The organism is Amycolatopsis rhabdoformis, assembly GCF_035918295.1.
Classification (GTDB): Bacteria; Actinomycetota; Actinomycetes; order Mycobacteriales; family Pseudonocardiaceae; genus Amycolatopsis; species Amycolatopsis rhabdoformis.
In genome coordinates, this window is record NZ_CP142149.1 from 2,797,603 (window position 1) to 2,818,971 (window position 21,369).

Genomic DNA, 21,369 nt, shown 5'->3' on the forward strand with positions numbered 1-21,369 from the left:
GGGCGCGCGGAACTTTGGTCTGGACTTATGGGAATTACGTCGCGAGCCCCGGCAGGCGGTCGGCCGCGGTGCGCTTGCGCCGCAGCCAGATCCGCCGGGTGCCGTCGGCGTAGAGCCGCACCGTGCGCAGCTCCCAGCCGGCGAACTCGGCGTGGATCGAGAGCTGGATCGCCGCCGCGCGCCGGGACACACCCGGGGGCAGGCGCAGGCGGCGGTACTCCCAATCGCCTTCGACCACCGCCTCGTCGACCGTTGTCATGGCTGGATCACCTGGGTCCCTTCTCCCGCGGCCGAGCCGACGAGCACGCGGCCGCTCCGGTCGTCGACGCTCACCGAGTTCGGCTGGCGCACGGTCGGGAATCGGTACTTCTCGGTGGGCTCGCCGCCACGGACGTCGAAGCCCACCACTTGGTTCTGCCCGGTCAAGGTGACCCAGGCCAGGTTGCGCCGGTGGTCGTAGGCGATGCCGTAGATCCCGCCCGGCACCGGGTAGCGCTGGCGCAGGATCAGCGGGCCGACGGAGAACGCGAGCAGCGCGCCCGCGCGGGCGTCGGTCACGAGCACCCGGCCGTAGGAGTCGCTGGTGGCGTTGGCGGCGCCGTCGCCGGCGCGCAGGCCCTCGCCCATCGTCCCGGCGTTCACGTCGACGCTGAACACGGCGGTGCGCAGACGGTCGAGCACGACCACCCCCTGCCCGGTGTTCACCACGTCGTCGGCGCTGTAGAGCTGGCCGGTGATCGTCTTGGTCACCGCACCGGCGGCCAGCACCTCCACGGCCTTGCGGTCACGTACGGCCACGAGCGTGTCCGGGCCGTCGGCCACGCCGGCGGCGGGCTGGCCGGCCACCGGCTGCGTGGTGAGCTTGCCGTCGGCCAGGGCGATCTTCGCGAGCTCACCCTTGCCCGGGATGCTCGCGATCGCCTGGCCGTCGGTGGTGGTCAGCGACTCGGCCGGCCCGGGCAGCTGCACGGTGGCGCGCGGGGTGGTCAGCGCGTCGAGGTCGTAGAGCAGCACCGACGGCGGCTGCGTGACCGCGACCGCCAGGGTGTGGGTCTTCTCGTCGGTCGCCATCGCCGACACCGCGGGGGTGGCGAGCACCTGACCGGCGGGCTTGACCGTGACGGCGGGGGAGGGCGCGGGCTTCGCGGCCACCGGGTTCGCCACCACCTGCAGCGAATCGGTGTTGTCCTGGCCCGACGACGAGCACGCCGACAGCGCGAGGGCACCGACCAGCGGGATCGCGATCCGCGACACGGCGGTGAGCCGACGCACCTTGAAGCCTCCAGCTGTCCCTCGGCGAGGTGTCCTCACCAGCATCCCCCACGATTCCCGTGCCGTCACGTGTGCGTCATCCAACAGACACCTGCGCCTCATTTCGGTCCGCGCTCCGGATAACCGACATCCACGCAGCTCACGTCGTCGAGAGCGCTGCGGATGGCGGGCGGGAGCGTGAGGTCTTCGGCGGCCAGCGAGCCGGTGAGCTGGCCGGTGTCGCGGGCGCCGACGACCGGCGCGACCACCCCCGGCCGGTCGCGGACCCAGGCCAGCGCGACGACGAGCGGCGAGGTGCCGAGCCCGTCGGCGGCCGTGGCCACGGCCTGCACGATCCGGGCCGCGCGGTCGGTGCGGTGGTGCTCCACGTAGCCGGCGAACTCGCTGGACGCGCCGCGCGAATCGGCGGGCGTGCCCGTGCGGTACTTGCCGGTGAGCACGCCGCGCCCGAGCGGCGCCCAGGGCAGCAGCCCGATGCCGTGGTGCAGGGCGGCGGGCACGGCCTCGCGGTCGGCTCCGCGTTCGAGCAGCGAGTACTCGTACTGGCAGGACACGATCGGGGCCACCGCGCTCGCGCGGGAGGCGGCCGTGGCGAGCTGCCAGCCCGCGTAGTTCGACACGCCGATGTAGCGGACCTTGCCGCTGGTCACCGCGTACTCCAGCGCCGAGAGAGTCTCCTCGATCGGCACCCCCGCGTCCCACGCGTGCAGCTGCCAGAGGTCGATGTGGTCGGTGGCGAGCCGGCGCAGCGAGCCGTCGAGCGCGCTCAGCAGCGCGCCCCGGGACGCGCCGCCGCCGAAGGGCCCGTCGGTGCGCCGGGCGACGGCCTTGGTGGCCAGCACCACGTCGTCGCGCGGCACCAGGTCGCCCAGCAGGCTGCCGAGCACCCGCTCGGCCTCGCCCTCGGCGTAGATGTCCGCGGTGTCCACCAGCGTGCCGCCGGCGTCGACGAACGCGACGAGCTGGCTCGCCGCCTCCTCGGCGTCGGTGTCGCCGCCCCACGTCATCGTGCCGAGCGCCAGGCGCGAGACCCGCAGTCCCGACCGGCCGAGCTGTCGCTTTTCCACGACCGCCGAGCCTAGCCGTCGGCCCGGCCCGTACTTGACCAAGGTGACGCCGTGTCGCGGCCGGTCATCCCGTCGGTGCACCCACGGCACGGCCCCCGGGGCGGGATCGGTACGTTTCCGGCCGTGCGAATGGGACTCAACCTCGGTTACTGGGGCACCGGGGACAACTCCGCGAACCTGGTGCTGGCTCGAAGAGCGGACGAACTCGGCTACGCCGTGGTGTGGGCAGCCGAGGCCTACGGCTCCGACGCCGTGACGATGCTCACCTGGATCGCGGCGCGCACCGAGCGCATCGACGTGGGCAGCGCCGTGCTGCAGATCCCGGCGCGGACGCCGGCGATGACGGGCATGACGGCCGCCACCCTCGACACGCTCTCGGGCGGCCGGTTCCGGCTCGGCCTGGGCGTGTCGGGTCCGCAGGTGTCGGAGGGCTGGCACGGCGTGCGGTTCGCCGACCCGGTGGGCCGCACCCGCGAGTACGTGGAGATCGTGCGGGCGGTGCAGTCGCGCCGGCGCGTGCGGTTCAGCGGTGAGCACTTCGAGCTGCCGCTGCCCGACGGACCGGGGCTGGCGCTGGGCCTGAGCTTCCGGCCCGAGCGCAAGCAGGTGCCGGTGTACCTCGCCGCGATCGGGCCGAAGAACCTCGAGCTCACCGGCGAGATCGCCGACGGCTGGCTGCCGGTGTTCTTCTCGCCCGAGCACGCCGGTGAGCAGCTCGCACACCTGCGCGCGGGCGCCGAAGCCGCCGGCCGGACGCTCGACGGGTTCGACGTCGCGCCGGCCGTGCCACTGGTGGTCGGGCCCGACTGGCGCGAGTGCGCGGACGCCGTGCGCGCTCACGCCGCCCTGTACCTGGGCGGCATGGGCAGCCGGAAGCAGAACTTCTACAACCACCTGGCCGGGCGGATGGGGTTCGAGGCCGAGGCGGCCGCGGTGCAGGAGCTCTACCTCGCCCGCGACTACGCGGGGGCTCAGGCGGCCGTGCCGCTGGAGTTCCTCGACGCGACGTCCCTGCTCGGCCCGCGGGAGCGGATCGCCGAGCGCATGGCGGCCTACGCCGAGGCGGGCGTGACGACGTTGTCCGTGACTCCGTACGGGGAGTCCGCGGGATTCGAGGCGGCCTTGCGGACCGCCGTGGAAGCGATCGAGCTGGCGGGAGTGGCCTGATGGGGTGGTTCGAAGCACTGGTGCTGGGGTTGGTGCAGGGGCTCACGGAGTTCCTGCCGATCTCCTCCAGCGCGCACCTGCGGATCGTGGCCGCGCTCGTCGGCTGGGACGACCCGGGCGCGGCGTTCACGGCCGTGACGCAGATCGGCACCGAGCTGGCGGTGATCCTGTACTTCGGCAAGAAGATCGGCCGGATCCTGCAGGCCTGGTTCTTCTCGCTCTACCGCCGCAGCTGGCGCCACGACCCGGACGCGCGGCTGGGCTGGCTGATCATCGTGGGCTCGATCCCGATCGTGGTGCTCGGCCTGCTGCTGCAGGACCAGATCGACGAGGCCTTCCGCGACCTGCGCATCACCGCGACGACGCTGATCGTGTTCGGCGTGATCCTGCTGATCGCCGACCGCGTCGGCAAGCAGCGGCGCACCCTCGACGACCTGAACGTGCCGCACGGCCTCGGCTTCGGGTTCGCGCAGGCCCTGGCGCTGATCCCGGGCGTCTCGCGCTCGGGCGGCACGACCAGCGCCGGCCTGTTCATGGGCTACACCCGCGCGGACGCCGCGGAGTACTCGTTCCTGCTGGCGCTGCCGGCGGTGTTCGGCTCGGGCCTCTACAAGCTCACCGACATCGGCGAAAACGGCGAGACCGCGCAGTGGGGCCCGACGATCCTGGCGACGCTGGTGGCCTTCGGCGTCGGGTACGTGGTGATCGCGTGGTTGATGGCGTACATCAAGCGGAAGAGCTTCGTGCCGTTCGTGATCTACCGCCTGGTGCTCGGGGTCTTGCTGTTCGTCCTGATCTTCACCGGCGTGCTCGACCCCAACGCCGGGCCCGTCGGGAGCTGAGTGGTCAGGCGGCCGCGGGGCGGTGGGAGGCGTCCAGCGGGGATCGTTCGCCCAGTACCTGCTGGTAGTGGTCGATCATGCGGTCGCCGGAGGCTTCCCAGGTGCAGTGGACCGCGGTGGCGCGGCCGGCCTTGCCGAAGGCGGCACGGTGTGCCGGTGAGGCCACGAGGCGGCACACGGCGTCCCGCAGCGCGGCCGGGTCGAGCGGCGGGACCAGGAAGCCGGTGTGGCCGTCGACGACGAGGTCGAGCGGGCCACCGGCGGCGGGCGCGACCACGGGAAGCCCGCTGGCCATGGCCTCCTGGATGGTGAGGCCGAAGGTCTCGAACGGCCCGGTGTGCACGAAGATGTCGAGCGACGCGTAGATGCGGGCCAGCTCGTCGCCGACGCGCAGGCCCAGGAACGTCGCGTCGGGCAGCGCGGCCCGCAGGCTGGGCGCGTTGGGGCCGTCGCCGACCACGACCACCCGCACGCCGGGCAGGCCGCAGACCTCGCGCAGCAGCTCCACGTGCTTGTCCGGCGCCAGGCGGCCGACGTAGCCCACGAGGAGCTCGCCGTTCGGGGCGAGCCGGCGGCGCAGGTCCGCGTCGCGGTGGCGAGGGTCGAACCGGGTCGAGTCGACGCCGTGGGGGAGCAGGTGCACCCGCGGGATGCCCTGGGCTTCGAGCGCTCGCCGCGACGCGCTGGACGACACGATCGTGCGGTCGGCCGGCCCGTGGATCCCGCGCAGCCGCCGCCACACGTACCGCGAACCGCCGGGCACGCGCGGCGCGTAGGAAGCGCAGTAGGCGGCCACGTCCGTCTCGTAGACCGCGACGATCGGCACCTGCCGCTTCAGCGCGGCCCGCACCGCGTGGGCGCCCAGCAGCAACGGGCTCGACAGGTGCACCACGTCCGGCCGGTGCGCCGCGATCGCGCGGGCCACCGCCCGTGTCGGCAGCGCCATGCGGACGTCGGGGTACCCCGGGAACGACAGCGCCGGCACCCGCACCACCGGCGACAGCCCGGCCTCCGCCGGCTGCTCCGCCCTCAGCCCGATCGGCGCCGTGGGCGCCACCACCAGCGGCGCGTGCCCCCGCCGGCTCAGGTGCTCGGCGACCCGGAACGCGGTGTGCGCGACCCCGTTGACCTGCGGCGGGTACGACTCGGTCACGACAAGGACCCGCAACGGGGACCCCGGGTGCTGCGTGGGCGTCATCCGGTGATCCAACTCGATGACACGCACGAAACATCCCCAGGAACACCACACGAACCAGGCATGCCCACCAGGCAACGCCCCGCCGCAACCACGGCGCGAGATCGCGCCGACTTCCCGATCGCGCGCGCTCGGCCCCCAGGCCAACCGTCCCCAGGAACACCCAGGAACCAGGCATGCCTTCCAGCAAAGCCCTCAACGTCACCACAGCGCGAGATCGCGCCGGCTTCCCCATCGCGGCGCGCTCGGCCCCATGCCGACCGTCCCCAGGAACACCCAGGAACCAGGCATGCTTCCAAGCAAGGCCCTGAACGTCACCACGGCGCGAGATCGCGCCGGCTTCCCGATTGTGCGGTTCGATCGGCCCCCGGCCGATCCGACCGCACAATCGGGAAGCCGGCTTCTAGGCGATCTCGCACGCCCCGGCGAAGCCGGGGCCGAAAACACAGCGATCCGTACGACCCGGCGAAGCCGGGGAAGATACGGTAGAGCCCGTGAGTACGGTCATTCTTCTGCGGCACGGGAAGTCCACCGCGAACGGGTCCGGCGTCCTGGCGGGGCGCACGCCGAAGGTCGGTCTCGACGACACCGGCCGCACGCAGGCCGAGAAGCTGGTGGAGCGGCTGGCGGGGGTGCCGATCGCCGAGCTGGTGGTTTCGCCGATGCTGCGGTGCAAGCAGACGGTGACGCCGTTGGCCTCCGCGCTGGGTCTGGACAAGACGGTGGAGCCGCGCCTGTCCGAAGTGGACTACGGCGAGTGGACCGGTCGTGAGCTGAAGACGCTGGTCAAGGAGCCGTTGTGGCGGGTGGTGCAGGCGCATCCGTCCGCGGCGGTGTTCCCGGGCGGGGAGGGTCTGGCGGCGATGCAGGCCCGCGCGGTGGCCGCGGTCCGCGCGCACGACGCCCGGATCGCCGCCGAGCACGGTGACCACGCCGTGTGGGTGGCGTGCAGCCACGGTGACGTGATCAAGGCGCTGCTGGCCGACGCGCTGGGCCAGCACCTCGACGCGTTCCAGCGGATCGTGGTGGACCCGGCGTCGGTGTCGGTGATCCGCTACACCGAGACGCGGCCGTTCGTGCTGCGCGTGAACGAGAACGGCGGCGACCTCAAGGGCATCGTGCCCCCGCCGCCGAAGAAGAAGACCTCGCGCGGCAAGAAGGCGAGTGACAGCGACGCGGTGGTCGGCGGCAGCACCGGGCACTGAGCCGCGCGGACGCGCGCGACGAAAGGCGCTCGACCAGGGCGGCGAAACCCGTAGGGTGGGCGGAATCAACGCGGGAAAAGCACGTGAAGAACCAGGAGCGCAACCCGATGATTTCGCCGGACAACCCGTTCGCCACCCCGAGTGAGCTGCCCTACGCCCTGCCGCCGTTCGACCGGATCGCGGTCGAGCACTACCGGCCCGCGTTCGAGGAGGGCCTGACCGCCCACGTCGCCGAGATCCGGGAGATCGCGGACAACCCGGCCGAGCCGACGTTCGAGAACACGATCGTGGCGCTCGAGCGGGCGGGGGAGCTGCTGGGGCGGGCCGGCGGCACGTTCTTCAACGTCTCCGGGTCGGACTCGACCGACGAGATCCAGGAGATCCAGGCCGAGCTGGCCCCGAAGCTGGCCGCGCACTCCGACGCGATTCACCTGGACCCGAAGCTGTTCGCGCGGATCAACGCGCTGTACGAGCGCCGCGAGAGCCTCGGTCTCGACCCCGAGTCGCTGCGGTTGCTGGAGCGCCGCCACACGGACTTCAGCCGCGCGGGCGCCGGGCTGCCCGACGCCGAGCAGGAGAAGCTGCGCAAGCTCAACGAGCAGCTCTCCACGTTGCAGACGAAGTTCCAGCAGAATCTGCTGCGCGACACCAACGAGCTCGCCGTGGTCCTCGACGACGCCGCCGACCTCGCGGGTCTCGACGAAGGCGCCATCGCGACCGCGGCCGAAGCGGCCACGGCCCGCGGCGAAGAGGGCAAGTACGTCCTGAACCTCACGCTGCCCACCGCGCAGGCGGCCCTGGAGTCGCTGGAGAACCGGGCGGTGCGCGAGCGCATCTTCACCGCGTCGGTCTCGCGCGGCAACCGCGGCAACGAGTACGACAACAACGCCGTGGTCGCCGAGATCGTGCGGCTGCGCGCCGAGCGCGCGGTGCTGCTGGGCTTCCCGGACCACGCGTCGTACGTGATCGCCGACGAGACGGCCAAGACCGCCGAAGCCGCCACCGGTCTGCTGGAGCGGCTGGCGCCGGTCGCCGTGGCCAACGCCCGCGAGGAAGCGGCCGAGCTGCAGCGCCACCTCGAAGCCGACGTTCCCGGGGCCACGCTGAAGCCGTGGGACTGGGCGTTCTACGCCGAGAAGGTGCGCCGCGAGCGCTACGAGGTGGACACCGCCGCGCTGCGCCCGTACTTCGAGCTCAACCGCGTGCTCACCGACGGTGTGTTCTTCGCCGCGAACCACCTCTACGGCCTCACCTTCACCGAGCGCGACGACCTCCCGAAGTACCACCCGGAGGTGCGGACCTTCGAGGTCTTCGACGCCGACGGCAGCGGCATGGGCCTGTTCCTCGTGGACTACTACACGCGCGACTCGAAGCGCGGTGGCGCGTGGATGAACGGGTTCGTGGAGCAGTCGGCCCTGCTGGGGCGCAAGTCCGTGGTGGTCAACGTGCTCAACGTCGCGAAGCCGCCGGCGGGGGAGCCGACCCTGCTCACGCTCGACGAGGTCACCACCGTGTTCCACGAGTTCGGCCACGCGCTGCACGGGCTGCTCTCGGGCGTCGAGTACCCCACGTTCTCCGGCCCGAGCGTGCCGCGGGACTTCGTGGAGTACCCGTCGCAGGTCAACGAGATGTGGATGCTGTGGCCCGAGGTGCTGGCGAACTACGCCAAGCACCACGTGACCGGCGAGCCGCTGCCCGCCGAGCAGGTCGCGAAGCTGGAAGCCGCGCAGCAGTACGGCGAGGGCTTCAAGACCACCGAGTACCTGGCCGCGTCACTGCTCGACCTCGCGTGGCACCGCCTGGGCGTGGACGACCGCGTGGAGGACGTGCAGCGCTTCGAGGCCGACGCGCTGGAGAAGGCCGGCGTGGCGCTGGAAAGCGTGCCGCCGCGCTACCGCACCACCTACTTCAACCACGTGTTCGGTGGCGGCTACAGCGCGGGCTACTACTCCTACATCTGGAGCGAGGTCCTCGACGCCGACACCGTGCAGTGGTTCCGTGAGAACGGCGGCCTCAAGCGCGAAAACGGCGACCACTTCCGCTCGACGCTCCTGGGCCGCGGCGGGAGCGTGGACCCGATGGCGGCGTTCGCGAACTTCCGCGGCCGCGAGCCGGAGATCCAGCCGCTGCTGGAGCGCCGGGGTCTCGCGGGAGCCTGATCGTCTTCTCGAGTGGGGCCGGCCGTTCTCGGTCGGCCCCACTTTTGTCTCTTGTGGACTGTATAACGACCTATACGATCGGGCGAGTGTCCGACCTTAGTCACTCCAGGGGGAACAAGATCGGGCTGAGGAGGTGCTGGCGCCGGCCGGGTGCCGGCTCGTTGCGCAGGCGGGGGAGCAGGACTTCGCGCAGGTCGGTGATCAGCTCGGCGAGCTCTTCGTGGCTGAGCCACACCGAGTGCTGGCGGTAGCCCACCAGGTCTTCGACCGGATTCGCGCCGGGCCGGCCCAGGTACGCGGTGAACTCGGCGATCAGCGTGGTCATCGCGGTCGCGAACACCTTGCGGTGGTCGTCGAGGGTCGCCGAGGCCGCCGCGTCGGCGTCGACCACCGCGCGGTCGCGCCGCAGCCGGTAGCTGCGCTCGACGGCACCCCGGACGCGTTGTTCCTCGGCCACCTCGAGGATCCCGGCCTCGGCGAGCAGGCCGACGTGGCGGTACAGGGTCGCCTTCGACACGTCGTGGATGCGTGCGGCCAGCTCGGTCGTGGTCAGCGGGCGTCCGCCGGACAGTGCGTGCACCACGCGCAGCCGCACCGGGTGCACCAGGAGTTCGAGATCGTCCACGCGGGTATGGTCGCACATCTGCTACCATTCTCAATATTGAGAACGGTAGCCTCTGGGGGCCCGGCGCGGGAGGTTCGGCATGAAGGTCGACGTGGCACCACTCGGCGAGCACTACGAAGTGGCCGGGAGCCGGCTGCTGCTGCACCGGTCGGGGGAGGGCGGCACGCCGGTGGTGTTCCTGCCCGGCGCGGGCCTGATGGCCTACGACTTCCTCAACGTCCACCAGCGGGTCGCGGAGTTCACTACCAGCGTGGTCTACGACCGCGCCGGCACGGGCTGGAGCGACGCTGTCGAGCTGCCGCGCACACCCGACGAGGTGACCGACGAGCTGCGAGCGCTACTGGCGGCCGCCGGCGTGCCCGGGCCGTACGTGCTGGCCGGACATTCGCTCGGCGCGCTCTACGCCCGCCGGTACGCGCAGCGGTTCCCCGCCGAGGTCGCCGGCCTGGTGTTCCTCGATCCGGGCCACGAGGACATCCTCGAGTTCCTCCCCAAGGAGGCGGCGGAGCTGAACGAGAGCCTCAAGCCCGACTCGGCCGCCCTGCCCGAGCCGACCTCCGCGCAATTGGAAGCCTCGCGCGACGCCTTGCTGGGGCTGTACGCGAACTGGCCCGACGGAGTGCGGGAAGCGTTGGTGGACAAGCACCTCACGGAGTGGCGGACGGCCGTGCTGGAGACGCGGAACTTCGAAACCGAGGTGTACGACCAGGTTCGCGCCGGGGGAGGGCTGCCCGACGTCCCGCTCGTGGTGCTGAGCGCGCTCGGTGCCAACCCGTACTGGGCGCAGTTCGCTTCGCCGGAGCTGATGGAACAGATGCTCGCGGGGATCAAGGCGCTGCACGAGGCGATCGCGGCTTCGGTGTCGAGGGGAGAGCACCGCGTCCTCGACGGTGCGGCACACCAGACGATGCACCTCGACCACGAGGACGCGGTGGTGGCGGCGATCCGCTCCGTCCTCTGAGGACGATCCACGCGCAGGCCGGCACTGATTGAAGTGTATAACGCCCTATACGTCGGGTCGTGAGGCGAAAAAACAGTCGGCGGCCTCAACCCCAAAACCCCGCAAGGACCAGCCACCGATTCCTTTCGGTGGGGCCGGAGGTCTTCTTCTTCGACGGTTCGGCAAGCCGAAGGAGAGCTGATCGCCGTGAGCATTCCCGCCACCATGCGCGCCCTGCAGCAGACGTCGTTCGCGGGGCCGCGAGACCTGCGGTTGATCACCGACGCGCCGGTCCCGGCTCCGGGCCGGGGTGAGGTGCTGATCAAGGTCCACGCCGCCGGGGTCAACTTCGCCGACCTCTCGCAGGCCCGCGGCGTGTTCCGGGGTGGCCCGCGGCCTCCGTACGTGGCGGGTTTCGAGGCCGCGGGCGAGGTCGTCGCGGCAGGTCCGGAGGCCACCGGCCCGGGGGTGCTGGTCATCGGCGTCGCGTCCGGCGCGTTCGCCGAGTACGCGGTGCTGCCCGCCGCCGCGGTGCTGCCGGTGCCGGCCGGCTGGACGGCCGAACAGGCGCTGGGCCTGGTCGTGAACCGGCCGGCCGCGCTCGCGGCGCTGCGGCCGCTAGGGCAGCTGGTCTCCGGCGAGACGGTGCTGATCCACGCCGCGGCGGGTGCCACCGGCCAGGCCGCGGTGAGGCTGGCCAAGCACTACGGCGCGAAGGTCATCGCGACCGCCTCTCCGGCCAAGCACGAGACGGTGCGCGCACTCGGCGCCGATCACGTCCTGGACTCCGCGGACCCGGATCTCACCACCGAAGTCCGGCGGCTGACCGGTGGCGCCGGTGTCGATCTGGTACTGGAGTCGGCCGGCGGTGCCGGCTTCGCGGCCGCCCTGGCTTCGGCGAAGCCGGTCACCGGCCGGGTGGTCGTGTACGGGTTGGCGGGCGGCGAAGCCGCGATCACCAACTGGGACCTGGTGTACCGCTACCAAGTCCACGTGGTCGGCCTCAACCTCGGGACGCTGAGCCAGTCGGCTCCCCGGATCTTCCGCGAGGTACTGGGTGAGCTGTCCGCTCTCGTCCACGACGGCGTCCTCCCACCCGAATGCCCGACCGTCTACGACCTGGCCGACGGTCCGAAAGCCCTCGCGGAGCTGGAGGCGAGAGCGACCGTCGGCAAGCTCGCGCTGCGGCCCTGACACCGCGTTGACCTGCGGTTCGATTCCTTCGGCCCGGTCGGCCGGTCTTACGAGGACAGGGTCCCGACCCACGGGATCGCCCCGGTAGAGGAGCGACGCATGGTCAGCCGGCGAGCCACGGTGCACCTCAGGCCACGACCTAGACTCTCCGCATGACGGCCCAGGTGCGGGAGCCGGCGGATCGGGACCGGTTCGCCGCCGAAACCGAGCCGTTCCGGCGGGAGCTGCTGGCCCACTGCTACCGCATGGTCGGCTCGGCGCACGACGCCGAGGACCTCGTGCAGGAAACCTACCTGCGCGCCTGGCGGTCCTACGCCGGGTTCGAGGGCCGGGCGTCGATCCGTTCGTGGCTCTACAAGATCGCCACCAACGTCTGCCTCACGGCGGTGCAGCCGCGAAAGATCCGGATGCTGCCCTCGGGTCTGGGCGGTCCGCAGGACGGAGCCGAACGCCCGGCCGCTCCCGGTGTGCCGAGCGAGGTCGTTTGGCTGGAACCGTGGCCGGACCGGTGGATCGCACCCGACGATCCCGCCACCTCGGCCGTCGCGCGCGAATCGTTGCGGCTGGCCCTGATCGCGAGCCTGCAGCACCTGCCCGCCCGCCAGCGCGCGATCCTCCTGCTGCGCGAGGTGCTCGCCTTCTCCGCCGCTGAAACCGCACAGCTGCTCGGAACCACCACGGCGGCGGTGAAGAGCGGACTGCAGCGCGCCCGGGCGCGGCTCAGCGAGCTGGAACCCCGCCCGGAGCAGCTGCTGGAACCGGCCGACCCGCGGGCTCGAGCGCTGCTCGACGGGTACATCACCGCCTTCGAACGCTCGGATGCCACGCTCCTGGAACAGGTGCTGCGCACGGACGCGACACTGGAGGCGACGCCGTTCCGCGAGTGGCAGGCCGGCCTGGTGAACTGCCTTCGCCTGCTCACCGCCGACGTGCTGGGCGCGCCGGGGGACTGGCGGATGCTCGCCACCATGGCCAACGGCCAGCCCGCCGCCGTCGAGTACCACCGGGACGAGGCCGGGGTGTACCGGGGGAGAGGCATCGTGGTGCTCGATCCGGCCGCCGACGGCGTCTTCCGGGTCGTGGCGTTCCACGACGAGGAGCTGGTGACCCTGTTCGGCTTTCCCGCCACGCTCGCGGACTGACCCCGAAGAGTCGGGTGTGGACAGTCATGTCAAAATGTATAACGCCCTATACCGCAGCCGGGTGGGCAAAAAATCGCCGCAGCCACTACACAAACATAACCAAAGAACGCTACGGAACGCCGAGGATCTCGAGCACGGCGGCGTAGGTCTGCTCCACGTCAAGGGTTTCCGTATCGACCACCGTGCACTTCGGACGCTGCCTGAGGTACGCCGCGAGGTGGTCGTGGACGCGGTCGATCAGCTCCAGTCCGCCGGCCCGGCCGATGATCTCGTCGATGTCACGGGCGGGACCGTCGCTGGAGCGCGACGAGTAGCGGTCGAACGCGTGGGGCTTCGCCGCGGTCAGCGCGATCTCGACGTACGGCACTCCTGCCGCACGCGCGGCCTCCTCGAAACCGGAAACTTCGTTGAGGTGCGTCGCCAGTTGCGGCATCACGACGGAAAAGCCGGACCGCAGATGGGTTTCCGTCATGGTGACGGCCAACCGGCGGGCCATCGGCAGGGTGCCGAAGAAGTCGGCGCGCCAGCCGCCGATCAGGGACACGATGCGGTCGGTGTCGAGGTCGAGCACGCCGGGGTGGCGGTCGGCGTAGAGGCGGGCGACGGTGGACTTCCCGATGCCGGACGGTCCGTTGAGGTGGATGAGGCGAGGGCCGCCCCGGACGGATCCGGAGCGGCCCTCGGGAGAACCGGTGCTCAACTCAGATGAGGCCGAGCTTCTGCACGGCGTCGCGCTCCTCGGCGAGCTCGCCGACGGTGGCGTCGATGCGGGTGCGGGAGAAGTCGTCGATCTCGAGGCCCTGGACGATCTCGTACTTGCCGTCCTTGGCGGTGACGGGGAAGGACGAGATGAGGCCCTCGGGGACGCCGTAGGAGCCGTCGGAGATCACGGCGGCGGAGGTCCAGTCGCCTTCGGCGGTGCCGTTGACCCAGGTGTAGACGTGGTCGATGGCGGCCGAGGCGGCGGAGGCGGCGGAGGACAGGCCGCGGGCCTCGATGATGGCGGCGCCGCGCTTGGCGACGGTGGGGATGAAGGTCTCTTCGACCCACTTCTGGTCGTTGACGGCCTCGGCGAGGTTCTTGCCGCCGACGGTGCCGTGGGTGATCATCGGGTACTGCGTGGCCGAGTGGTTGCCCCAGATGGCCAGGCGCTTGATCTCCGAGACCGGCACGTCGAGCTTCTTCGACAGCTGCGCGAGGGCGCGGTTGTGGTCGAGGCGGGTCATCGCGGTGAAGCGGTCGGCCGGCACGTCGGGGGCGTGCGACTTGGCGATGAGGGCGTTGGTGTTGGCCGGGTTGCCCACCACGAGGACGCGGATGTCGTCGGCCGCGCCGGCGTTGATGGCTTCGCCCTGGGGCTTGAAGATGCCGCCGTTGGCCTCGAGCAGGTCGCCGCGCTCCATGCCCTTGGTGCGGGGGCGGGCGCCGACGAGCAGGGCGATGTTGGTGCCGGAGAACGCCTGCTTGGGGTCGTCGAAGATGTCGATCCCGGCGAGCTGCGGGAAGGCGCCGTCGTCGAGCTCCATCGCGGTGCCCTCAGCCGCCTTGACCGCCTGCGGGATCTCGAGGAGCCGCAGCTTCACCGGGGTGTCCGGGCCGAGGAGCTGACCGGACGCGATGCGGAAGAGCAGCGCGTAGCCGATCTGGCCGGCCGCACCGGTGACGGTGACGTTGACAGGGGCTTGGGTCATAGCGGGTTCTCCAGCTTGAGACGACTTTGGCTAGTAAGGCGACTCTAGTACTCGCGCCCGCGTTCGTTCGGGTGCGTCCAGTCACTCTCCGGCGGGTGTCGTGACGTTGGCGGCGAGGCGGCCGAGCAGTGTGGCCAGTGTCGCGATTTCGTGGTCGGTGAGGCCGGTGCGCAGGCGGTTGTCGTGGGCGACGGCGGCTTCGGCGAGGCGGTGGAAGGTGGTTTCGCCGTGGTCGGTGAGGTCGACGTGGTGGACGCGGCGGTTTTCGGGGTCGCGGGTGCGGGTGAGGAGGCCGGCGGTTTCCATGCCGTTGAGGTGGTGGGTGAGGGTGGCGCCTTGGATGCCGACGGCGTCGGCGAGTTCGCGTTGGCTGGTGTGGTGGTGGGTTTTGAGGGCGATGAGGATCTGCCAGACGGGTTGGGAGCCGCCGACGGCGGCGAGGGCTTGGTCGAAGGCGTGGCCCGCGGTTTTGGCGGTGCGGGCGAGGACGACGCCGATGGGGGCGGTTGCTGGTCGGGGCACGGGGGAACTCTAGCGCAGATCGATCGATGACTAAGCGTTTGACATCTAACGATTAGAGTTCTAACGTTTGTCTCGTCAAGCTGCCCCACTGACCACGCATGACTGACCACGCACGACGAACCGCGGGAGGGATCATGGGCACCACCGAAGAGATCACCGACTTGGGCGACCGCTGGGTCGCGGCGGAGACGGCCGGGGACACCGAGACGCTGGCGGCGTTGGCGACCGACGACTTCGAGCTGGTCGGTCCGCTGGGGTTCGTGCTGGACCGCTCCCAGTGGCTGGACCGCTACCGCTCGGGCGGTCTGGTCACGCACGAGCTGGCCTGGCGGGACGTCGCGGTGCGCGAGCACGGCGATTCCGCGATCGCGGTCGGCGTGCACGACCAGAGGGCTTCGCACCGGGGCAATCCGGTGGACGGGCAGTTCCGCTCCACGCACGTGCTCGTGCGCCGCGATGGGCGGTGGCAGCTGGCGGGGATGCACCTGAGTCCGCTCGGTGCGCCGCCGGCGTTCGCGCGCGGGGGTGCGTGATGGTGGAGCTGAACCACACGATCGTCTGGGCGACGGATCGGGACGCGTCGGCCGGGTTCCTCGCGGGGATCCTGGGGTTGGCGGTGGGCGCGGAGACGGCGCCGTTCCTGCCGGTGGTGCTGGGCAACGGGGTCACGCTGGATTTCGCGCAGGCCGAGCGGGTGGCGGGGCAGCACTACGCGTTCCTGGTGAGCGACGCGGAGTTCGACGCCGCGCTGGCGCGGCTCACCGCTTCGGGGACGCCGGTGTATGCCGATCCGCTGCACCGCACGGCGGGGCTCAACACGATGTTCGGCGGGCGGGGTTGTTATTTCGCCGATCCGGACGGGCACAACCTGGAGCTGCTCACGAAGGCCGGTTAGCGCCGGCGGGGGCGGGCTGGGTCGCGTCGACGTTGAACACGCGGCCCAGCGCGATGATGCCTTCGTCGAGGTGGCTGAAGCTGGACACGACGGCGCGGGTTTCGGCGTCGTCGATGCGGTCGACCACGGGGGTGCCGTCGTCGCGGATCAGCTTGGTGGTGGGGGTGGTGTTGGGGTGGCGCACGGCGTCGCCGACGAGGTCGATGTTGGCGAGCACGCGGCCGGCGAAGAGGTCGAGGCGGTCGGCGACGGGTCCGTCGAGCAGGCCGGGCTGGGCGCGGGCGGCGACGTGGCGGGCGCGGAAGGCGATGGTTTCCAGGGTGGTGAGCACGTGCCAGCCGTAGTCGCGCCGGGCGCTGCGGAGGTTGATGGGGTGGGTGAGGGGTTCGATGGTCTTGCGGACCTGTTCGACGGCGCGGTCGAGGTCGCGCGACATCTCGATGATGTTCACGTTGTCGCGGCCGGCGAGCAGGGTTTCGGCCGATTCGACGAATTCGTGGAGTTCGTCGAGCACGGCGGCGATGTCGTCGAGCATCACCGAGCGGGTGCGCACGGGCAGGATCACCACGGCGGCGAGCAGGCCGGCGGCGGCGCCGACGGCGGTTTCGGCGACGCGGATCCAGAGGACTTCGATGCTGAAGGTGCCGAGCAGGCTGTAGAGCAGGCCGAGCATGCTGGTGACGAAGAAGGCCATGAGGAACTGCGAGACGCGGGACATGTAGACCATGCCGAAGACGCAGACCATGATCAGGGCGAGGATCGCGACGGTGTTGCCGCTCACGAGCAGGGCGAGGGCGACGCCGCCGACGATGCCGATGAGGGTGCCGCCGGTGCGACGGATGCCTTTCACGAAGCGGGCGCCGGCGCTGGAGGTGCCGACGAACACGACGAAGACGGTGAGCACGGCCCAGTACCAGCGTTGGTGGGAGATGAGCTGGCCGGCGAGCACGGCGAGCCCGCCGCCGATCACGGCCTGGATGGCGCTGCGGGTCTGGTTGTCGTAGGCGAACGCCTTGGTGGGTTCGGTTTCGGTGTCTTCGTCGTCGAGTGAGTAGTCGACGGTGTTCTCGGGCCGGGTGTCACGGGCGGCCACGCGCTGGGCGCGGTCGTCGGCCACGGCGAGTTCGGCGATGGCGCGGCGGACGCCGTCGCCGGGGTGGGCTTTTTCGTCGATGCGGCTGCCGGCCACGAGCATGCGGCTGTATTCGCCGGTTTCGCTGATGAGGGGCAGTTCGCGGGGGTCGCGTTCCATGAGGGAGCGGAACTTGGCGAGGCGGGCGACGAGGTCGTCGGCGACGCTTTCGGGGATGGGGTGGGCGAAGGTGCGCTGCACGGTGATGGTGAGCCACTGGACGGCGAGTTCGACTTCGATGGCGCGGCGGCGGAGCTGGTCGGCGTTGCGGGCGTCGACGACGTCGGGGGCGTTGTCTTCGATGAGCAGCACGGATTCGTGGAGGCGGGCGAGGGCGGTGCGGGTCTGGCGGTTGCTGCGGTCGCTGCCGGCGGAGGCGATGTAGGCCTCGGTGGCGCGCACGGCGGCGGCGACGCGGGCGCGGAAGGCGCGGCGGATGCGGATGAACTCGGATTCGGCGTTGCGGCGCAGGAGGACGAAGCGCACGAGGGCGTTGGCGGCGACGCCGGTGACCATGGCGATGAGCAGCTGCGGGGCTTGGGCGAGGTGGGCTTGGAGGAACATGGGGAAGAAGAACAGGAAGAAACTCATCGAGCCGAGTGCGGTGCCGCGGGGGCCGAAGCGCTGCACGTAGACGGCGACGAAGATCAGCAGCACGAAGATGATGCTGTCCAGCGGTGGGTAGGCGGCGCCGATGGTGGCCAGGGTGATGGAGCAGGCGCCGACGACGGCGGCGAGGCACAGGGTCACGGCTTGGCCGCCGCTGGTGGGGTCGTTCACGGTGAAGGCGCTCATCATGGCGGCGATCGCGGCCACGAGTGAGGTGGTGAGCGGGAAGTGCAGGGGCTGCAGGGCGAGGATCGCGAGGATGATGCCGAGCACGGCCGAGCCGGCGAGCCGCAGGCGGACGAGGCCGGGGTCGGCTGCCGCCAGCCGGTCGAGGGTGGCGTCGCGGAGGTCGGCGATCATCGGGCGAGCAGCTCCCATTGGGCGAGGGTGACGCGGCGGCGGGTGGCCGCGGTGACCCGCAAACGGTAGTGCGCGTAGGTCGCGGGGCGGTCGAGGACGAACGGACGGGTCTGGCGGCGCCAGCGGAACAGCTCGCCGGTGCGGCGGTCGAGTTCGGTCCAGCGGCGGCCGTCGGCCGAGCCTTCGAGGGTCCACGCGGTGGCGTCGCCGGTGCGGCTGCCGGAGGTGAGGGTGTACATCGTGACTTCGCGCGGGTGCCCGTGCACGGAGAACTCGATCGTCGGGGTGCGGGTGGTGAAGGTGGCTTCGGTGCGGCTGGTGTCGTCCACGAGCAGGTCGGCGGGACCGTCGGCGCTGTAGGCGGTGCCGGTGAGGTCGGTCAGGGGCGCGGGGTGGGCGGGCGTGACGGGTTCGGTGCCCCAGGTGCCGGGTTCGGCGCGGACGTCGAAGTCCAGTACGGCGCCGCGGGTGAGCACGGCGTGCGGGATGGTCGGCGAGTGGTGCGGGGTGCCGTCGATGGTGAGGCCGTGGACGTACGGCGTGTCCGGTGCGCCGGAGGCCAGGTCTTCGGCGGTGGCGGCGCCGGGTGCGCGGATCACGAGGTCGTGGCCGTTCTCCAGGTGCACGGTCGCCTGGCGGAACAGCGGCGCGCTCAGCACGTAGCGGGGGCTGCCGACGGTGAGCGGGTAGAGGCCGAGGGCGGCGAAGACGTACCACGCGGACATCTCGCCGTTGTCCTCGTCGCCGGGGTAGCCCTGGCCGAGCTCGCTGCCGAGGTAGAGGCGGCGCAGCACTTCGCGCACGGTGCGCTGCAGCTTCGCGGGCGCGCCGGCGAAGGCGTAGAGCCACGGGATGTGGTGCGAGGGCTGGTTGGAGTGGCCGTACTGGCCCATGCGGACGTCGCGGGCCTCGGTCATCTCGTGGATCAGGCCGCCGTAGGAGCCGGGTTTGCGGCCGGTCTCGGGGGTGGTGAAGAACGTGTCGAGCTTGGCTTCGAGGCCGGCGGTGCCGCCGTGCAGGGCGGCGAGGCCGGGGCCGTCGTGGGGTACGGAGAACGCGGTGTTCCACGCGTTGGTCTCCACGAAGTCGCCACCCCACGCGGCCGGGTCGTAGCCCTGCGCGGGGAAGTGGCGGCCGCCGTCGGGGGTGCGGCCCTGGAAGAACCCGATGCGCGGGTCGAAGTGGTGCACGTAGTGCTGGGCGCGCTGGCGCAGGTAGGCGGCGTTGTCGGCGCGACGGCGGGCGCGGGGGCCTTCGCTTTCGCGGGCGAGGGCGTCGGCGAGGTTGGCGAGGCCGAAGTCGTTGAGGCAGCCTTCGAGCGCCCACGAGAGGCCTTCGCGGGTCGCGGTGGAGGTGTAGCCGAGGAAGGGTGCGGTGTCGAGGCCTTTGCGGCCGACGCCGGCGCGCGGCGGGGCGACGGTGGCGTTCTTGAGAGCGGCGTCGTGGGCGGACTCGACGTCGAAGTTGCGGACGCCTTTGAGGTAGGCGTCCGCGAAGGCGACGTCGGAGCTCGTGCCGGTCATGAGGTCGGCGTAGCCGGGGGAGGACCAGCGCGCGATCCAGCCGCCTTCGCGGTACTGCTGCACAAAGCCGTCGATCATGCGGCCGCAGCGCTCGGGGGTGAGCAGCGCGTACGCGGGCCAGGTGGTGCGGTAGGTGTCCCAGAAGCCGTTGTTCACGTACAGCTCGCCGTCCACGACCTTCGCGCCGGTGCGCTTGCGGGTGCTGAAGGCGCGGCCGCGGGCGACGGGGCTGGCGTGGCGGATGCCGCCGGGGGTGTTCTCGTGCGCGCGGTTCGGGTACAGGTAGAGGCGGTAGAGGTTGGAGTAGAACGTGGTGAGCTCGTCCTCGCTCGCACCGTCCAGCTCCACGCGGCCGAGCACGTCCTGCCACCGCTCCCGGGCCCGGTCGCGGACCTCTTCGAAGGTGGTGCCGGCCGGGATCTCGAGCTCGAGGTTGCGCCGGGCCTGGGCGAGGCTGATCAGCGACGTCGCGATCCGCAGCGTCACCTCCGGTGCCGCGAACTCCAGGTGCCCGCGCACCCGGCGCCAGAGCGGCCCGCGGCCGCCACCGGTCGCGGGCACGTCGGCCTGGGCGTGGACGAACATGCGCCGCGCGCCGGTGGACAGGCGGCTGCGCACCCAGGTGTGGCCGGTGACGGTGCCGCTGGCCGGGTGCACGCGCAGCCCGCCGCGGTTGCGGGCGTTGTCGAACAGCACCCAGCCGCGGCCTTCGGGGAACGTGAACCGGAACATCGCGGCGTGGTCGGCCGGTGCGAGGTCGGCCGTGACGCCGTTGCCGAACCGCACGCCGTAGTGGTGGGGCAGGTCGGTCTCGTCGTGGTGGGAGAAGGTGAGCGCGCGGCGCCGGCGGTCGGTCTCGAGCGGGCCGGTGCCCGGCATGAGGTGGAAGGTGTGCCGGTCGCCCATCCACGGGCTCGGCTGGTGGCTCAGCGCGAACGCCTGCAGCGCCGGCTCGTTGGCCGCGGTGTTGTGCCGGTGGTAGGAGTAGAACCAGTCCAGCGCCCGCGCGTCGGTGACCGGGGTCCAGAAGTTGAACCCGTGGGGCACGGCGGTGGCCGGGAACGTGTTGCCGCGCGAGAAGTCGAACCCGGAGTGCGTGCCGCGCGTGGTGCGCACGAAGTCGACCGGGTCACCGGTGCGCGGCCGGTGCTCGCCGATCCGGACGTCGTCGAGCCAGCCGGTGATGTCCCGCCCGCCCGGCGCGTCGGTGACCAGCACGATCCGTCGCACCCGCCGTCCGGCGAACGCGCCGAGCGGCCGGCGCACGAGGTTCCACTGGTCCACCAGCAGCGTTTTGCCCCGCCCCTGCTCGGTGGCGGAGAACCCGGCGCTCCCGCCGTCGTCGAACTCGACGTCGAGCGCCACGAACGTGCTGCGGTACGAGGGAACCGGTGCGTCGGACGCCGGGAAGACCACGTAGGACAGTGCACTGTGGGCGGTGATCTCGACGTCGGTCTCGAACAGCACCGTGCGCGCCACCCCGCCGTACCGCAGCGCGCGCACGCCGGTGAATCCCACCCCCGGCTTCGCGGTGGGGGACCGGTCGGGCCCGCGATCGACCTTCACCCCCGCGGCGACCGGCTGCGGGTCACCCGCCTCGAACGATGAGAAGAACCCGGTGCTGGTCACGCGCACACGGTAGTCGGCCGCGCCACGTTCGGCCCGGCGTGGCCACGACCGGCCGGCGCACCGCTCACGCCGACCGCATTTGACATCAATAGGTTTTTGTGGCTGGTCGAATTGCCTGGGAAAGCCACGAATTGCCTTTCACGGCAACGGGATCGATGTCTCATCGGCAATTCCCCGAATTTCTCGGCGACCCCTGTTTT

At 71.4% G+C, this 21,369-nt stretch carries 19 protein-coding genes; 9 read left to right on the forward strand and 10 right to left on the reverse strand.

Translation table 11 applies throughout. From position 1 onward, the window contains the following. Positions 1-34 precede the first annotated feature (34 nt). From VSH64_RS12585 to VSH64_RS12595, 3 genes are all read right to left on the reverse strand, one after another. Positions 35-259 carry a DUF5703 family protein gene (locus VSH64_RS12585; RefSeq protein ID WP_326835750.1) on the reverse strand — a complete coding sequence of 75 codons (225 nt, stop codon included), beginning with the start codon at positions 257-259 and terminating at the stop codon, positions 35-37. Further along, positions 256-1,272, reverse strand: a complete 1,017-nt coding sequence (locus VSH64_RS12590) for a YncE family protein (RefSeq protein WP_326835751.1) — start codon at positions 1,270-1,272, stop codon at positions 256-258. The genes VSH64_RS12585 and VSH64_RS12590 overlap by 4 nt, the downstream gene beginning before the upstream one ends. 98 nt (positions 1,273-1,370) lie before the next feature. Then, on the reverse strand, positions 1,371-2,339 hold the full coding sequence (locus VSH64_RS12595) for an aldo/keto reductase (RefSeq protein WP_326835752.1): 969 nt from the start codon (positions 2,337-2,339) through the stop codon (positions 1,371-1,373). Positions 2,340-2,462: 123 nt separating this feature from the next. Here VSH64_RS12595 and VSH64_RS12600 point away from each other — a divergent pair, with 123 nt between their 5' ends. After that, positions 2,463-3,506: an LLM class F420-dependent oxidoreductase gene (locus tag VSH64_RS12600; protein ID WP_326835753.1), complete on the forward strand. Its 1,044-nt coding sequence runs from the start codon at positions 2,463-2,465 to the stop codon at positions 3,504-3,506. Further along, positions 3,506-4,348, forward strand: coding sequence for an undecaprenyl-diphosphate phosphatase (locus tag VSH64_RS12605; protein ID WP_326835754.1), 843 nt, complete (start codon positions 3,506-3,508; stop codon positions 4,346-4,348). Before VSH64_RS12600 ends, VSH64_RS12605 begins: the two co-directional genes overlap by 1 nt. A gap of 4 nt (positions 4,349-4,352) precedes the next feature. Here VSH64_RS12605 and VSH64_RS12610 read toward each other — a convergent pair whose 3' ends face one another. Continuing rightward, positions 4,353-5,573 carry a glycosyltransferase family 4 protein gene (locus VSH64_RS12610; protein WP_326835755.1) on the reverse strand — a complete coding sequence of 407 codons (1,221 nt, stop codon included), beginning with the start codon at positions 5,571-5,573 and terminating at the stop codon, positions 4,353-4,355. Between the two features lie 464 nt (positions 5,574-6,037). Between VSH64_RS12610 and VSH64_RS12615 the strand changes: the two genes are divergently transcribed. Continuing rightward, a complete protein-coding gene (locus VSH64_RS12615) occupies positions 6,038-6,748 on the forward strand; it encodes a histidine phosphatase family protein (protein WP_326835756.1) in 711 nt (236 codons plus the stop codon). A 107-nt stretch (positions 6,749-6,855) separates the two neighbouring features. Continuing rightward, a complete protein-coding gene (locus VSH64_RS12620; RefSeq protein WP_326837938.1) occupies positions 6,856-8,907 on the forward strand; it encodes a M3 family metallopeptidase in 2,052 nt (683 codons plus the stop codon). Positions 8,908-9,007: 100 nt separating this feature from the next. On the opposite strand, the gene VSH64_RS12625 is transcribed toward VSH64_RS12620, so the two are convergent. Next, entirely contained in the window at positions 9,008-9,532 is a 525-nt protein-coding gene (locus VSH64_RS12625) for a helix-turn-helix domain-containing protein (RefSeq protein ID WP_326835757.1), read from the reverse strand. Positions 9,533-9,611: 79 nt separating this feature from the next. Here VSH64_RS12625 and VSH64_RS12630 point away from each other — a divergent pair, with 79 nt between their 5' ends. The 3 genes from VSH64_RS12630 to VSH64_RS12640 all read left to right on the forward strand — a co-directional run bounded on the left by VSH64_RS12630 (position 9,612) and on the right by VSH64_RS12640 (position 12,808). Further along, complete coding sequence (locus VSH64_RS12630) at positions 9,612-10,493, forward strand: alpha/beta hydrolase (RefSeq protein WP_326835758.1); 882 nt, start codon at positions 9,612-9,614, stop codon at positions 10,491-10,493. Between the two features lie 186 nt (positions 10,494-10,679). Then, entirely contained in the window at positions 10,680-11,666 is a 987-nt protein-coding gene (locus VSH64_RS12635; protein WP_326835759.1) for a zinc-binding dehydrogenase, read from the forward strand. 152 nt (positions 11,667-11,818) lie between these two features. Beyond that, the gene (locus VSH64_RS12640) at positions 11,819-12,808 is read left to right on the forward strand and encodes an RNA polymerase subunit sigma-70 (RefSeq protein WP_326835760.1); all 990 of its coding nucleotides are present in this window, start codon (positions 11,819-11,821) and stop codon (positions 12,806-12,808) included. A gap of 109 nt (positions 12,809-12,917) precedes the next feature. On the opposite strand, the gene VSH64_RS12645 is transcribed toward VSH64_RS12640, so the two are convergent. From VSH64_RS12645 to VSH64_RS12655, 3 genes are all read right to left on the reverse strand, one after another. Next, positions 12,918-13,508, reverse strand: a complete 591-nt coding sequence (locus tag VSH64_RS12645) for an AAA family ATPase (RefSeq protein WP_326835761.1) — start codon at positions 13,506-13,508, stop codon at positions 12,918-12,920. A 1-nt stretch (position 13,509) separates the two neighbouring features. Next, positions 13,510-14,499, reverse strand: a complete 990-nt coding sequence (locus VSH64_RS12650; protein ID WP_326835762.1) for a malate dehydrogenase — start codon at positions 14,497-14,499, stop codon at positions 13,510-13,512. Positions 14,500-14,580: 81 nt separating this feature from the next. Continuing rightward, positions 14,581-15,021, reverse strand: a complete 441-nt coding sequence (locus VSH64_RS12655) for a MarR family winged helix-turn-helix transcriptional regulator (RefSeq protein ID WP_326835763.1) — start codon at positions 15,019-15,021, stop codon at positions 14,581-14,583. Between the two features lie 134 nt (positions 15,022-15,155). Here VSH64_RS12655 and VSH64_RS12660 point away from each other — a divergent pair, with 134 nt between their 5' ends. Then, entirely contained in the window at positions 15,156-15,554 is a 399-nt protein-coding gene (locus VSH64_RS12660; RefSeq protein ID WP_326835764.1) for a nuclear transport factor 2 family protein, read from the forward strand. Beyond that, positions 15,554-15,916 (forward strand): VOC family protein, encoded by a 363-nt coding sequence (locus VSH64_RS12665; protein WP_326835765.1) that lies wholly within the window; start codon positions 15,554-15,556, stop codon positions 15,914-15,916. The genes VSH64_RS12660 and VSH64_RS12665 overlap by 1 nt, the downstream gene beginning before the upstream one ends. Here VSH64_RS12665 and VSH64_RS12670 read toward each other — a convergent pair. Both VSH64_RS12670 and VSH64_RS12675 read right to left on the reverse strand, forming a co-directional pair. Continuing rightward, positions 15,900-18,017 carry an FUSC family protein gene (locus VSH64_RS12670; protein WP_326837939.1) on the reverse strand — a complete coding sequence of 706 codons (2,118 nt, stop codon included), beginning with the start codon at positions 18,015-18,017 and terminating at the stop codon, positions 15,900-15,902. The two genes, VSH64_RS12665 and VSH64_RS12670, sit on opposite strands and share 17 nt — an antisense overlap. Continuing rightward, positions 18,014-21,169, reverse strand: coding sequence for a GH92 family glycosyl hydrolase (locus VSH64_RS12675; protein WP_326835766.1), 3,156 nt, complete (start codon positions 21,167-21,169; stop codon positions 18,014-18,016). The genes VSH64_RS12670 and VSH64_RS12675 overlap by 4 nt, the downstream gene beginning before the upstream one ends. Positions 21,170-21,369 lie beyond the last annotated feature (200 nt).